Source organism: Stenotrophomonas sp. HITSZ_GD (assembly GCF_029543105.1).
GTDB lineage: Bacteria > Pseudomonadota > Gammaproteobacteria > Xanthomonadales > Xanthomonadaceae > Stenotrophomonas_A.
Map to the genome: position 1 here is coordinate 78,954 of NZ_JARQXB010000010.1, position 13,788 is coordinate 92,741.

Sequence of the window (13,788 nt, forward strand, 5' to 3'; positions counted from 1 at the left end):
GCCCCTGCCCAGCCGCCATGCGGAAGTCCATCGCGCCGGCCGCGTGGGTTGGCTGCGCGCCGCGGTACTCGGCGCCAACGACGGCATCGTCTCCGTCGCCGGCGTGGTGGTCGGCGTGGCGGCCAGCGGCATGCAGCCACAGGCCGTGCTCGCGGCGGGCGTGGCCGCCACGGTGGCCGGTGCGATGTCGATGGCCGCCGGCGAGTACGTCTCGGTGCGTTCGCAAGCGGACACCGAAGCGGCGGACCTGGCGGTGGAGCGGCGCGAACTGCACGAGGAACCGGAGAGCGAACTGGAAGAGCTCGCGGCGATCTACCGCCAGCGCGGGCTGGACGCAACGCTCGCCCGGCAGGTGGCGGTGCAGCTGACCGCGCACGATGCGTTGGCCGCGCACGCGCGCGACGAACTGGGCATCACCGAGATCCTGCGCGCGCGGCCGCTGCAAGCCGCGCTGGCCTCGGCCCTGGCGTTCTGCTGCGGCGCGGCGCTGCCGTTGATCGTGGCCACGCTGGCGCCGCCGGCGCAGGCGGCCACGCTCACCACCGTGGCCACCCTGCTCGGCCTGCTCGGCACCGGGGCGTGGGCGGCCTACATGGGCGGTGCATCGCCTTGGCGCGGCGCGTTGCGGGTCACCTTCTGGGGTGCGGCGGCGATGGCGGCCGCGCGCCTGATCGGCGGGCTGTTCGACGTCGTGGTATGAAGCGTCGCGCATGAACGCCGCGTCCGATCCCGTCGTGCCCCTGCTCGCCCGCCTTGCCCGTCTGGCCGAGTGCGCGCGCAGCGAAGGCTTTGCCTGCATCAACGCGCGCCACGAGCACGGCGTGCGGTCGGTAGATGTGCCGCGCCCGCAGTTGGCGATCCTGCTGCAGGGAAGCAAGCGGGTGCAGTGCGACGGACAGGCGCTGCAGATGCAGCCGGGCGATGTCCTGCTGGTCACCCGCGCCTGCCGCATGGACGTGGTCAACGTGCCCGACCCGCACAGCGGGCTGTACCGCACGGTGATCGTGCCGCTGTGCGCGGAGGTGCTCGCCGCCGCGCGCGGGCTGTGGCAGGAAACGCTGCCGCCGGCGGGCGGCGCGGTGGCGTCGGTGGCACTGGCGCCGCTGGGCGAGGAACTCGTGCGCTGGCAGGACGCGCTGGCCGAAGGGCGTTACGCCGAGGCGCGCCTGTCGCTGGCGGCGTTGGTGCTCGACCTGTGCCGCCGCGGCCACGGCGCGTTGCTGTTGCCGCCCTTGCCCAGCCTGGCCAGCGAGCTGCGCGCGCGGGTGGCGGCGCAGCCCGCGCGCGACTGGCAATCGCGCGATTTCGAACAGGCGTTCGGCCTGAGCGGGGCGACGTTGCGTCGCCGTCTTGCCGAGGAAAACACCGGCCTGCGCGAACTGGTGGCCGATGCGCGGCTCGCGCAGGCGATGGAGCTGCTCTACACCACGCGCCTGCCGCTCAAGAGCGTGGCCGCGCGCGTGGGCTATCGTTCGGTCGGCAGCTTCAGCCGGCGCTTCCGGGCGCGCTACCAGCTCGACCCGGCGCTGATCGGCAACGCGGCGCGCGCGGCCGCCTGAGCGGTTCGCGATGCACAGTGAGCGGTTCGCGCGCGCGCTTGGCGGCACGCTATGGCGGTCGCGGCGATGCCGCATCTTCCCGGAGTCCCCATGCGTTGGCGCCCCTTCTTCCCCTTGATCTGGCTGGCCCTGTCGCTGGCCCCCGGCGCGCGCGCCGAAGCGCCACCGCCGGCCGATGCCCAGGTGCCCGGCGTGTATCGCCAGCAGATCGGCACGCTGCGCGTGACCGCGCTGTTCGACGGCACCGTCGCGCTCGCGCGGCAGGAACTGGTCGGCATCGACCCGGGCCGCGTGGCGCGGCTGCTCGACCACCGCTACGTGCCGGAAGATGCGAAGGGCCTGCAGACGGCGGTGAACGCCTATCTCGTGCAGCACGGCCGCCACCTGACCTTGGTCGATACCGGCACCCAGCAATGCTTCGGCCCGGGCCTGGGGCAGGTGCTGGCGAACCTGCGCGTGGCCGGCTACCGGCCCGAGCAGGTGGACGACATCGTGCTGACCCACGCCCACCCGGACCACCTGTGCGGCCTGCTCGACGCGCAGGGCCAGCCGGCCTATCCCAAGGCGCAGGTGTGGCTGTCGCGCGCCGATGCCGATTACTGGCTCGACCCGGCGAGCGCGGCCACCGCGCCGGCCTTCCTGCGCTTTGCCTTCCCGCTGGCGCGCAAGGCGGTGGCGCCGTATGCCGGCCGCCTGCATCGCTTCGCGCCCGGCGACGCCTTGCCCGACGGGGTGGTCGCGCTGGATACGCACGGGCATACGCCCGGCCATGTGTCGTGGCTGTTCGACGGCGGCGCCGGCGGCAAGCTTCTGGTGTGGGGCGACCTGGTGCACTTCCATGCGGTGCAGTTCGCCCAGCCGGAGGCCAGCTACGAGGCCGACAGCGACCGCGCCGCGGCGATCCAGTCGCGTCGAAGCATGCTGGCCGAGGCGGCCGACCAGGGCTGGTGGGTCGCCGGGGCGCACCTGCCCTTCCCGGGCCTGGGCCACGTGCGCCGCGAAGGCGAAAGCTACGCCTGGGTGCCGGGCGAGTTCGCGCCGCTGCCGGCGGCGCGCTGAAGGATCAGCCGGCCTGCGGCGCCTCGGCGCCCAGGCCAAGCCAGCCGCCGACGATGCCGCGCAGCTCGTCCACGCCCTGGCGCGATTCGCTCGAGTAGACCTGCACCGTCACGCTGTCGGCCCACAGCCCCGAGAGCTCCTTGCGCACCTTCTGCAACGACTGCATCTGCTGGCCGCGACCGAGCTTGTCGCCCTTGGTGAGCAGCGCGTGCGCCGGCAGGCCGCGTTCGACCGCGTAGCCGAGCATCTGCTTGTCGTAGTCCTTGAGCGGATGGCGGATGTCCATCACCACCACCAGGCCCTTGAGTGCCTCGCGGGTACGGAAGTACTTGTCGATGAAGGCTTGCCAGTGCGCCTGCAGGTCCTGCGGCACCTTGGCGTAGCCGTAGCCGGGCAGGTCGACCAGGTAGCGTTCGGGCTGGACCTGGAAGTACACCAGCTGCTGGGTGCGGCCGGGCGTCTTGGACACGCGCGCCAGCGAATTCTGCCGGGTCAGCGCGTTGAGGGCGCTGGACTTGCCGGCGTTGGAGCGGCCGGCAAAGGCGACCTCGTAACCGCCGTCCTCGGGGAGCTGGCGGGCGTTGTGGGCCGAGAGCAGGTACTGGGCACGTTCGATGAGCTGCGACATGCGCGTAGGATCGCATGTCCGGGCCGGACACGCCCCTTCGTTGACCGGCGCGCGAGCGCAACGTGATAATCGGGGAAACCTGCGGCCCCCACGCCCCCCAACGCAGACGTCCAGGTCCATACGGAGCTTTAGCTGATGCGCCACGCTCGCGTGCTTGCCTTTGCCGCTCTTGCCTTACCCGTCATCGCCGCAGTTGCCTACGCCCAGACCGCCATCGTGCCGGTGCCCGACAACGCGCCGGTCAAGGTCGCGCCGCTGGTCATCGACCTGTCCAAGACCCACTGGGGCGATGCCAAGGCCGGCCAGGCCAAGGCCGCCGCCTGCGCGGCCTGCCATGGGCCGGACGGCAACCCATCGGTGGACATGTACCCGCGCATCGCCGGCCAGAGCGAGCGCTATGTCGCCGAGCAGATCGCGCTGATCCGCAACGGCGAGCGCACCAGCGGCGCGGTCGCGGTGATGCTGCCGTTCGTGCAGGACCTCACCGCGCAGGACATGCGCGACCTGGGGGCCTACTTCGCCACGCAGAAATCCGGCGCCGGCCTGGCCGACGACAGCGTGGTGGCCGACGGGCCCTACAAGGACATGAAGTTCTACGAGATCGGGCAGAAGCTGTACCGCGGCGGCGACGCCTCGCGCGGCATCCCGGCCTGCATGGCGTGCCACGGGCCGACCGGCGCCGGCAACCCCGGGCCGGCCTTCCCGCACGTCGGCGGCCAGCATGCCGACTACGTGGCCCGGCGCCTGCAGGAGTACCAGGCCGGCACCGCGCAGCGCACCGAGACCAAGCTGTCCAATATCATGACCACCATCGCCAAGCCGCTGACCGCGCAGGAAATCCAGGCGCTGGCGAGCTACATGCAGGGCCTGCATGACGCCGCCGACGACGAGGCCGCCGCGGCCATGGCGCAGGCAGGTCCGCCCAAGTCCTGAACCTGTGGCCGCGCGCGCGGTCCAAGTCGGGCGTCGTTCCCCACCACGCCGGTCCTCAGACCGGCGTTTGTTTTGCCAATGGAGCTGATATGAGCCTGATGTCCCGCGTTCTGCTTGCCGCCCTGGCCCTGGTGCCGCTGGCCGCCACCGCCGCCGACCTCACCCCCGGCGTGGACTACACCGAGATCGAGGGCGGGCAGCCGTGGGCGCCGCTGGCCGGCAAGATCGAGGTGGTGGAGGTGTTCGGCTACACCTGCCCGCACTGCGCGCATTTCGAGCCGACGCTGGAGAAGTGGGCCGCCAAGCTGCCCAAGAACGTGCGCTTGACCGTGGTGCCGGCGACCTTCGGCGGCAACTGGGACGCCTTCGCCCGCGCCTACTTCGCCGCCGAGCAGCTGGGCGTGGCGCAGCGCAGCCACGCGGCGATGTTCCAGGCCCTGCACGAGAAGCAGACCCTGCCGATGCAGAACATCAGCCCGCAGGAGCTGGCGATGTTCTACGCCGGCTACGGCGTGGAGCCGGCGCGTTTCATCGAGACGCTCAAGAGCGATGCGGTCAATGCCAAGATGCAGGCCGCGCGCAGCTTCCTCCAGCGCGAGCAGGTGCCCGGCACGCCGGCGCTGATCATCAACGGCGTGTACCTGGTGCGCGGCCGCGACTTCGAACAGCTGCTGCGCAACGCCGACGCGCTGATCGCCCGCGCGCAGGCCGGCGCCGGGCGCTGAGCCGGCGCTTCAGCCCTCCTTGACCGGGTGCCGTGCGATCATGCGGCGCGGCGCCCGCCCCTCCCGTTTTCCCGTTGGAGATCCACCCCGATGAAGACCCGCTTCGCCCTGACCCTGATGGCTCTGCTGCCGCTGGCCCTGGTGGCCTGCAAGGCGCAGGACGGCAGTGCCGACACCACCGCCCCGGCCGCCAGCACGCCGGCCGCCACCGAGGCCGCGCCGGCCAGCACCGCCGCCACGCCGGCCGACACCGCCACCCCGGCCCCGGCCGGCAACGAGCAGGCCACCGCCGCGCCGGCCGAGGAAGGCCACCAGCCGCCGGTCAACGCGCAGCCGCCGAGCGGCCCGGCCCCGGTGGAAGGCACCGATTACCTGGTGATCGAAGGCGGCCAGCCGTACCAGCAGGCGGCCGGCAAGATCGAGGTGGCCGAGGTGTTCGGCTACGTCTGCCCGGCGTGCTTCCGCTTCCAGCCGCTGATCGGGCCGTGGAAGGCGGGCCTGCCCTCGGACGTGCAGTTCGTCTACGTGCCGGCGATGTTCGGCGGCACCTGGGATGACTACGCGCGCGCCTTCTACGCCGCCGAGACCCTGGGCGTGCGGGAGAAGACCCACGAGGCGCTGTACAACGCCATCCATGTCGAGCAGAGCCTGAAGGGCGAGCGCGGCAAGGATTCGGTGGAGGACATCGCCAAGTTCTACGCCAAGTACGGCGTGGACCCGAAGCAGTTCGCCGACACCATGGCCAGCTTCGGCGTGGCCGCCAAGACCAACCGCGCCAAGCAGTTCGCCACGCGCAGCAAGATCACCGGCACCCCGTCGCTGGTGGTCAACGGCAAGTACCTGGTCAAGGGCACGAGCTACCAGGACATGCTGCGCATCGCCGACCACCTGATCGCGCGCGAGCGGGCAGCCAAGCAGTAAGCAACAGGCGTCCACGGTGTCCGATTCCCCCACGAACACGCGTCGGCTGCGGCTGCTGACGGCCAACATCCAGGCCGGCAGCAGCACGCGGCGCTACAGCGATTACGTCACCCGCAGCTGGTCCCACGCGTTGCCGATGGGGCGCAAGCGCACCAGCCTGGACACCATCGCGCAGCTGGCGGGGGATCGCGACATCGTCGGGCTCAACGAGTCCGATCCGGGCAGCCTGCGTTCGGGCTTCACCAACCAGACCCACTACCTGGCCGAGCGCGCGGGCTTCCATTACTGGAGCCACCAGCCGAACCGGCGCATGGGCGGGGTGGCGTCCAGCGCCAACGGGCTGCTGAGCAAGCTCGAACCGGTGGAAGTGCAGGACCATGCCTTGCCCGGCCGCATCGGCGGGCGCGGCATCCTGCTGGCGAAGTTCGGCGAAGGTGCGCAGGGGTTGGCGGTGGCGGTGGCGCATCTGTCGCTGGGCGCCAATTCGCGGCTGGCGCAGTTGTCCTTCATCGCGGACCTGTTGTCGGACCATCCCAATGCGGTGCTGATGGGCGACTTCAACTGCGTGGCCGACCGGCCGGAAATGCAGGTGCTGTATCGCAAGACGCGGCTGCAGCCGCCGGCCTCTACCGTGCTGACGTTCCCGAGCTGGCGGCCCGAGCGGGCGATCGACCACATCCTCGTCAGCGAAGGGCTGGGTATCGGGGCTACCGAAGCTATTCCCGCCGCGTTCTCCGACCATCTCGCGATCGGGATGGAGTTGGATGTGCCTGCGGAGCTGCTCAAAAGCTGAGCTCCTGGGCGCGTTCGCGCGGTTTGGGTTTGTCGCGCGCGTTGAGGGCGGCTGTTCGGTTCTGGTCGCGCGGCGCCCGGCGGCTGTTCGGTTCTGGTCGCGCGGCGCCCGGCGGCTGTTCGGTTCTGGTCGCGCGGCGTCCGGGGGCTGGGGCCTTATCGGGGGACGGCCGAAAGCGGCCATCCATGGCCTCGGGCCTCGGTCGGCGGCATCCATGCCGCCTCACGCCCCCGATAAGGCCCCAGCCCCCGAACGCCCCCACAAACTCCCTCGATCGGCCAAAAATGCAAACGCCCTCACCAACGGCGAAGGCGCCCGCTTTTGCTTTTGCTTTTGCTTTTGCTTTTGCCCTCCCCTACCCCAAGACGGGCTTCGTCATCGAAGTGGGGAAATGAGGCGCCTTGCCTCGTCCTGCCGGGTATGGGCGTCAGTGGGCCATGGATGGCCCACGACGGTTCGTAGAGACAGGATGTCGTCCCGAACCGGGACGCCCATACCCGGCAGGGCGAGGCCCGTACCGCAAGTCAGCGGACTCAACCGCGAACAGCCTGCCAACCTCAGAACCGCAGATCCGCCCGCAAATACCAATACCGCCCACCCGGAATATCGTAAGTAGACGGGTCATACCCGTTGAGCGAGCACGACAGGCACACCGGCGGATCCTTGTCGAACAGGTTGTTGACCCCGCCGCTCACCTGCAATCCCGACAGCCACTCGAAGCGATACCCCAACTGCACGTCGCTGTAAGTCACCGAGCCCATGTCGTGGCGGTCGTTGGCCGGGTCCGGGCACACCGGGAAATCCACCGCGCTGCTGCACGATTCGCGCAGCCCGGAGATGTGGCGCAGGCGCCAGGTCGCATTCCATGCGCCCAGGTTCCAGTCCAGCGCCAGGTTGCTGCTCCACTCCGGGATGGCGCTGTCGTTGACCTCCACGCCCGGCGCCTGCGGCTGCCGCTGGCCCGCCGCGCCCACCGCCTCGTAGCGGCCCACGAAGGTGTTCTGCCAGGAAATCTTGAAGCGGCCGATGGTGCTGATCGGCAGCGTCCAGAACACGTCCACGTCCCAGCCGTCGGTCTTGATCGACCCCAGGTTGGTGAGGCGGTTGTTGAAGCTGTTGATGCCGCCGGTGGAAGCGCGGCCGATGCCGTCGCAGTACTCGGCCGCCAGCGTCTGCACGCACAGGTCCAGCTGGGTCTGCGCGTCGATCGCCTGGATCGCGTCGTCCACGTGGTGGCGGTAGAACGTGGCCTCGATATCGAAGCGGTCCGCCCACGGCGCGTTGTTGCCGAACCACGGGCTCCACACGAAGCCGGCGCTGAAGCTGCGCGCGCGCTCCGGTTCCAGCGCGCGGTTGCCGCCGGTGGTCACCGATATCTGCGGGTTGGCCTGCTGGAAGCCGGCCGGCACGCCGAGGGCGGCGCAGTGGGCGGCATTGCCACCGCCCGAGCACGGGTCCACGAGCACCAGGTCCGCGCGCGCGGCCGAGCCGTACAGCTCGCCGATGGTCGGCGCGCGGAAACCTTCCGCCCAGCTGGTGCGCAGCACCAGTTCGTCGGTGACCTGCCAGCGCAGGCCGTACTTGGGCGTGAACTCACTGCCGAAGGTGGAGTAATCCGAATAGCGGCCGGCCAGGCTCAGGTCGAGCCGGTCGCCGAAGCGCGTGGCGGCGAACAGCGGCACGCTGAGCTCGACGTAGGCTTCGTTGACGTCGTAGCTACCCGAGGTCGGCTGCGAAGGCACGCCGTTGTAGTGGCCGGCCACGGTCAACGGATCGGGCTGGTACCAGCCTTCGTAGCGCCGATGCTCCACGCCGGTGGCGAAGGACACCGCGCCGGCCGGCAGCTGGAACAGTTCGCTGCTGAGGTTGGCGCTGAACAGGCTCAGCTCGTTCTGGCTGCGGTCGTGCACCACCGGCTGGATCCAGCGCAGCATCTCGGGCGTGATGCTGCCGGCGCCGCCGAAGATATCCAGCGGTACGCAGCCGGCCACCGCCGCGCACGCGGCCGGGTCGCCCAGCGCGAGCGCGATGTTGTAGATGTCGTAGCTGCCGGTGTTGGTCTGCTCGGCCTTGCTGCGGCTGTACATCGCGTTGACGTCCCAGTACCACGTGCGCCAGGACGTTTCGAAGGTGCCGATGAAGCCGGTGGCGAAGTAGTCCGTATCCACGCGCTGTTCGAACACGCGCGGGCCGCCCTCCACCGGGCGGCGGCCGATCAGGATCAGGTTGTCCGACGAATCCAGGTCGAAGCCGAACGGGTTGTACGGGTTGGCCGCGGAAATGACGATGTTGTCGGCCAGCGGATTGCCGGTGCCGGCCTCCGGGCCGAGGAAGATCGGCTCGGGCGCGGACTGGTTGCGCGATTCGCGCCGGTTGCCCAGCGCCTTGAGGTACCACTGCACGTCGTCGTTGAAGAACAGGCGGAACTGGCCGAACACGCTCTTGCGCTCGGACGGGGTCAGCAGCAGGTTCTCGGTGGCGAAGTTGTAGCGGTCGGCACTGCTGAAGCAGTGGTAGCCGTCGCTGCGCGCGCAGCCGGCGCTGCCGTCGTACACCGGCGTGCCGTTGCCACCCGCATTGGGCGTGAGCGATTGCTGCGCGCCGGTGTTGGGGTCGATGAAATCGAAGCGGCCATCGGGCGTCGCCGAGCTGCCCAGCGCCACGCCGGTGCCCGGCACCGGAAAGCGCGACTGCGCGCGGTCGCGCGCCCACACCGGGTCCTGCTTCACGTAGCTGGCGCCCAGGAACAGGCTGTAGCGGTCGGCCTGGGTGCCCCAGGCCAGGTCCACGCCACGGCTGGTGCCGTCGCCCTCGCCGTACTGGCCGTAGTTGAGCGTGACCTGCGCGCCCTCGAATTCGCGCCGGGTGATGATGTTCACCACGCCGGCGATCGCATCGGAGCCGTACAGCGAGGAGGCGCCGTCCTCCAGCACCTCGATGCGGTCCACCAGCGCCAGCGGCAAGGTGTTGAGGTCCACCGACGCGCCGACGCCCGAGGCCGAGGATTCGTTGACCCAGCGCACGCCATCCACCAGCACCAGCACGCGCTTGGCGCCGAGATGGCGCAAGTCCACCTGCGCCGAGCCCGCGCCCACGCCGCCGCCATCGGCCGGGAAGCCGAAATTGCCGGAGGAATTGAACTTGGTGTTGAGCGCGGAGCCCGAGGCGGTGAGCTGCTGCAGCACGTCGCCCACCGATTGCATGCCGGTGCGCTCGATGTCGGCGCGCGTCAGCGTCTGCACCGGCACCTGGCCCTGCATCTCGGCGGTCTTGATGCGCGTGCCGGTGACCTGCACCTTGTCCAGCGTGCGGGTGGCGGTGTCGGTCGGGGCATCGGCCTCCTGCGCCCAAGCCGACCACGGCAGCAGCAGCGCGGTGGTCAAGGCCAGGGCCAGGCGGCAGGGATCGCGGCGCAGGATGCTCATCCGGTCTCTCTCTCCAAAGGGGATGGGACGGCCGCAACGTCTCCCTGCGCCGCCGCGGCTTGCCTGCTTTGTAAACAAATCGTGAAGCGGTGACAAGCAGGTGGCGTGGGATAGTGCGGTCCGGCACGGGCTGACACCGAAGGCCATGCGGGTTTCGCCTCGGCGGCCGGGGATTGTCCCGTGCGTGAGGGTGTTCCGACGCGTGGCTCGATGGCTTTCCTCGGCAGCGGAGCTTGCCGCCCCTTCGAACCGAGCGGGCAACGTCCGCCACCGAAGCATGCGTGGCCGCTTTCCGAGGCCCACGAGATGCCGCCGCCGACTTCCTCGCTCGGCTTCGCCGGATATCGCTTGCGATGCATCGATGCAACCGCTTTCGAGCCTTGCCCGCGCGTGAATGCAAGCGGCCGACAGCGCACGCGGATGCGCGCGTGATCGCGCCGATCGCCACCGTTGCCCGCACAATCACCGGCCATCGTCACGACCATTCACCGCGGGCCGGTATCCTTCTTCGTCATGAATACACCGCTGCAACCGATCTTCCTCGCGCTCTCCCTGGCCGGGCTCGCCTTCACCGCGGCCGCGCAATCGCCCGAAGCGCAGCGCCCGGCGATGCGCGCCGCGCTCGAAGCCGCCGAGGCCGGCCGCCCGGACGCCGCCGCCCGGACGGCGCTGCGCAACAACCCGGTCTACGGGTGGCTGGAATACGCCACGTTGAAGCGCGACATCGACCGCGTGGACAACGCCACCGCGCAGGACTTCCTGCGGCGCTACGCAGGCCAGCCGGTCGCCGAGGCCTTCCGTTCGCTGTGGCTGCCGGCGCTGGCGCGGCGCGAGGACTGGTCCACCTTCCTCGCCAACTGGAAACCCACCGACAACCTGGCCCTGCGCTGCGCCGAACTGACCGCGCGCCAGGCGCTGGGCCGCGCCGACGCGCAGTGGAACAGCGACGCGCAGGCGATCTGGCGGGCGAACGGCAAATCGCTGCCCAATGGCTGCGATGCCGTGTTCGGTGCGCTGGCCGCGCGTGGCGGGCTGGACGCCCCGCTGCGCTGGCAGCGCATCGAGGCCGCCGCCGACGAGCAGCAGGCCGCGGTGATGCGCGCCGCCGCGCAGGGCCTGCCCGCCGCCGAGCAGGCGCAGGCCAACGACTACGCCGCCTTCGTCGCCGCCGCCGATACGCGTGCGCTGGCGTGGCCGCGCACCGACCGCAGCCGCCGCGTCGCGGTGGCGGGGTTGTCGGCACTGGCCAAGGCCAACCCGGACGCGGCCGAGCGCCTGCTGCCGCAGGTGGCCGACGCGCTGGCACTGGATGCGGACCAGCGCGGCAAGGTGCTGTACCAGATCGCGTTGTGGACGGTGGCCTCCTATCTGCCGGATTCGGCGCGCCGGCTGCAGGCCGTGCCGGAAGCCGCGTATGACGAGCGACTGCGCGAATGGCGCGTGCGCGAGGCGATGTCGCGTGGCGACTGGCCCGGCGCGCTGGCCGGCATCGAGAAGATGCCGCCGGCGCAGCGCGACGATTCACGCTGGCAGTATTTCCGCGCGCGCCTGGCCGAGAAGCTGGGCCGCAACGGCGAGGCGCAAGGCTGGTACCGCGGCGCGGCGCAAAGCCCGACCTTCCATGGCTTCCTGGCGGCCGACAAGCTGGGCCAGCCCTACGTGCTGTGCCCTTGGGAACCGAACGACACCGCGCAGGCGCGCAGCGCCATCGCGCGCGACCCGGCGCTGGTGCGCGCCCTGGAGCTGTTCAAGCTGGATCGCGCCAGCTGGGCCACGCTGGAATGGAACGATGCGCTGACCCGCTTCGACGACACCCAGCGCCGGCTGGCGGTCGAGTTGGCCGGCGAGGCCGGCTGGTTCGACCGCGCGGTGTTCTCGCTGGGCAAGAAGCCGGAGGAGCAACGCCTGTACACGCTGCGCTTCCCGCTGCACCACGGCGACACGATCCGCCGCGAGGCGGCGCGCAACGCGCTGGACCCGGCGTGGGTGGCGGCGGAAATCCGCGCCGAGAGCGTGTTCAATTCCAACGCGCGCTCGCCGGCCAACGCGATGGGCCTGATGCAGGTGCTGCCGGGCACCGGCAACGGCGTGGCCCAGCGCATCGGGCTGGCGAGCTACACCGGCGCGTCCAGCCTGTACGACCCGGATATCAACATCGCCATCGGCACCGCCTACCTGCGCCAGTTGCTGGACAAGTACGGCCAGCCCTACGTCACCGTGGCCGCCTACAACGCGGGGCCGACGCCGGCGGCGCGCTGGCTGGGCCAGCGGCCTTCGCACGACCCGGATTTCTGGATCGAGACCATCAGCTACAAGGAAACCCGCGACTACGTGGCGCGGGTGATGGCCTTCAGCGTGATCTACGACTGGCGCCTCAACGGCGATGCGCTGCCGCTGAGCGACCGGTTGGTGGGCACGCTGCAGGACAAGCGCAAGGCGTTCGTGTGCAACACCCCGGCGGCCACGGCGGCCGGCAGCCGCTGAGGCGCGCCGGCTTCGGGCATGATGCGGCGATGGAGATCTATCTCGTTGGCGGCGCGGTCCGCGATGCCCTGCTGAACCTGCCCGCGGGCGATCGCGACTGGGTCGTGGTCGGCGCGGACCAGGCCACGATGGAGGCGCGGGGCTTCAAGGCCGTGGGCCGCGATTTCCCGGTGTTCCTGCACCCGAAGACCGGCGAGGAATATGCGCTGGCGCGCACGGAGCGCAAGTCCGGGCGTGGCTACCGCGGTTTCGTGGTCGACGCCGATCCCTCAGTGACGCTGGAACAGGACCTGCAGCGACGCGACTTCACGCTCAATGCGATTGCACGCGCCGACGACGGCACGCTGGTCGATCCGTATGGTGGCGTGCGGGATATCGAAGCCCGCGTGCTGCGGCATGTCGGGCCGGCCTTCGTCGAAGACCCGCTGCGCGTGTTGCGCGCGGCAAGGTTCATGGCACGCCTCGCGCCGCTGGGCTTCACGTTGGCGCCGGAGACGCTGGCACTGATGCGCGAGATCGCGGCCAGCGGCGAGCTGGATGCGCTGGTGCCCGAGCGGGTGTGGCAGGAACTGCGCAAGGCGCTGGCCTCGCCGCGGCCCTCCGCATTCCTGCGCACGCTGCACGACGCGCACGCGCTGGACGCGGTGCTGCCCGAGGTGGAGGCGCTTTATGGCGTGCCGCAGCGTGTCCAGTTCCATCCGGAAGTGGATACCGGCGTGCACCAGGAGATGGTCAGCGACATGGCCGCGCGGCTGCGCCCGGGCGATGCGATGATCGGCTACGCGGCGTTGTGCCATGACCTGGGCAAGGCGCTGACGCCGGCCGACGAACTGCCGCGCCATGTGATGCACGAACAGCGCGGCGTGGCGCCGACGCGGGCGATGAGCGAGCGGCTGAAGGTGCCGCAGGATTACCGGCAGCTGGCCGAGTGCGTATGCCGCGAACACTTGAACGTGCATCGCCTCGCCGAGCTGCGCGATGCGACGGTGCATGAACTGCTCGGTCGCTGCGATGGTTTTCGGCGGCCGGAGCGGATCGCGCAGATCGCGGTGGTGTGCGAGGCGGACAAGCGCGGGCGGCTGGGCAGCGCGGAGGAGGATTATCCGCAAGGCCCGGAGCTATGCCGGCTGCACGAAGCGGCATGGGCGATCAACGCGCGCGACCTGGCGAACGAAGGCCTGCAGGGCCCGCAGATCGGCGAGGCGCTGGCGAAGGCGAGGATCGCGGCGATCGGCCGGGCGAGGACACTGCGGAAATAGCG

General features: G+C 70.5%; 11 protein-coding genes. 9 read left to right on the forward strand and 2 right to left on the reverse strand.

Features of this window, described 5'->3' with window-relative positions; translation table 11 throughout:
* Positions 1-4 precede the first annotated feature (4 nt).
* The 3 genes from P6166_RS11355 (at position 5) to P6166_RS11365 (ending at position 2,618) form a co-directional block, all read left to right on the forward strand.
* Positions 5-700, forward strand: coding sequence for a VIT1/CCC1 transporter family protein (locus P6166_RS11355; RefSeq protein WP_277764642.1), 696 nt, complete (start codon positions 5-7; stop codon positions 698-700).
* Positions 701-710: 10 nt separating this feature from the next.
* Positions 711-1,559 carry an AraC family transcriptional regulator gene (locus P6166_RS11360; protein ID WP_277764574.1) on the forward strand — a complete coding sequence of 283 codons (849 nt, stop codon included), beginning with the start codon at positions 711-713 and terminating at the stop codon, positions 1,557-1,559.
* A 90-nt stretch (positions 1,560-1,649) separates the two neighbouring features.
* The gene (locus P6166_RS11365) at positions 1,650-2,618 is read left to right on the forward strand and encodes an MBL fold metallo-hydrolase (protein WP_277764575.1); all 969 of its coding nucleotides are present in this window, start codon (positions 1,650-1,652) and stop codon (positions 2,616-2,618) included.
* Positions 2,619-2,622: 4 nt separating this feature from the next.
* Here the strand turns inward: P6166_RS11365 and yihA are convergent, their stop codons facing one another.
* Positions 2,623-3,246, reverse strand: a complete 624-nt coding sequence (yihA, locus tag P6166_RS11370) for a ribosome biogenesis GTP-binding protein YihA/YsxC (RefSeq protein ID WP_277764576.1) — start codon at positions 3,244-3,246, stop codon at positions 2,623-2,625.
* A gap of 135 nt (positions 3,247-3,381) precedes the next feature.
* Between yihA and P6166_RS11375 the strand changes: the two genes are divergently transcribed.
* The 4 genes from P6166_RS11375 to P6166_RS11390 all read left to right on the forward strand — a co-directional run bounded on the left by P6166_RS11375 (position 3,382) and on the right by P6166_RS11390 (position 6,618).
* On the forward strand, positions 3,382-4,179 hold the full coding sequence (locus P6166_RS11375) for a c-type cytochrome (protein ID WP_277764577.1): 798 nt from the start codon (positions 3,382-3,384) through the stop codon (positions 4,177-4,179).
* 89 nt (positions 4,180-4,268) lie between these two features.
* Positions 4,269-4,904, forward strand: coding sequence for a thiol:disulfide interchange protein DsbA/DsbL (locus P6166_RS11380; protein WP_277764578.1), 636 nt, complete (start codon positions 4,269-4,271; stop codon positions 4,902-4,904).
* A 90-nt stretch (positions 4,905-4,994) separates the two neighbouring features.
* On the forward strand, positions 4,995-5,825 hold the full coding sequence (locus P6166_RS11385; protein WP_277764579.1) for a thiol:disulfide interchange protein DsbA/DsbL: 831 nt from the start codon (positions 4,995-4,997) through the stop codon (positions 5,823-5,825).
* A gap of 52 nt (positions 5,826-5,877) precedes the next feature.
* Positions 5,878-6,618, forward strand: coding sequence for an endonuclease/exonuclease/phosphatase family protein (locus P6166_RS11390; RefSeq protein WP_277764643.1), 741 nt, complete (start codon positions 5,878-5,880; stop codon positions 6,616-6,618).
* A gap of 557 nt (positions 6,619-7,175) precedes the next feature.
* Here P6166_RS11390 and P6166_RS11395 read toward each other — a convergent pair.
* Positions 7,176-10,043 carry a TonB-dependent receptor gene (locus P6166_RS11395; protein WP_277764580.1) on the reverse strand — a complete coding sequence of 956 codons (2,868 nt, stop codon included), beginning with the start codon at positions 10,041-10,043 and terminating at the stop codon, positions 7,176-7,178.
* A gap of 513 nt (positions 10,044-10,556) precedes the next feature.
* Here P6166_RS11395 and P6166_RS11400 point away from each other — a divergent pair.
* Both P6166_RS11400 and P6166_RS11405 read left to right on the forward strand, forming a co-directional pair.
* Positions 10,557-12,527 carry a transglycosylase SLT domain-containing protein gene (locus tag P6166_RS11400; protein WP_277764581.1) on the forward strand — a complete coding sequence of 657 codons (1,971 nt, stop codon included), beginning with the start codon at positions 10,557-10,559 and terminating at the stop codon, positions 12,525-12,527.
* 29 nt (positions 12,528-12,556) lie between these two features.
* Positions 12,557-13,786 carry a multifunctional CCA addition/repair protein gene (locus tag P6166_RS11405; protein WP_277764582.1) on the forward strand — a complete coding sequence of 410 codons (1,230 nt, stop codon included), beginning with the start codon at positions 12,557-12,559 and terminating at the stop codon, positions 13,784-13,786.
* The last annotated feature ends 2 nt before the right edge of the window (positions 13,787-13,788 follow it).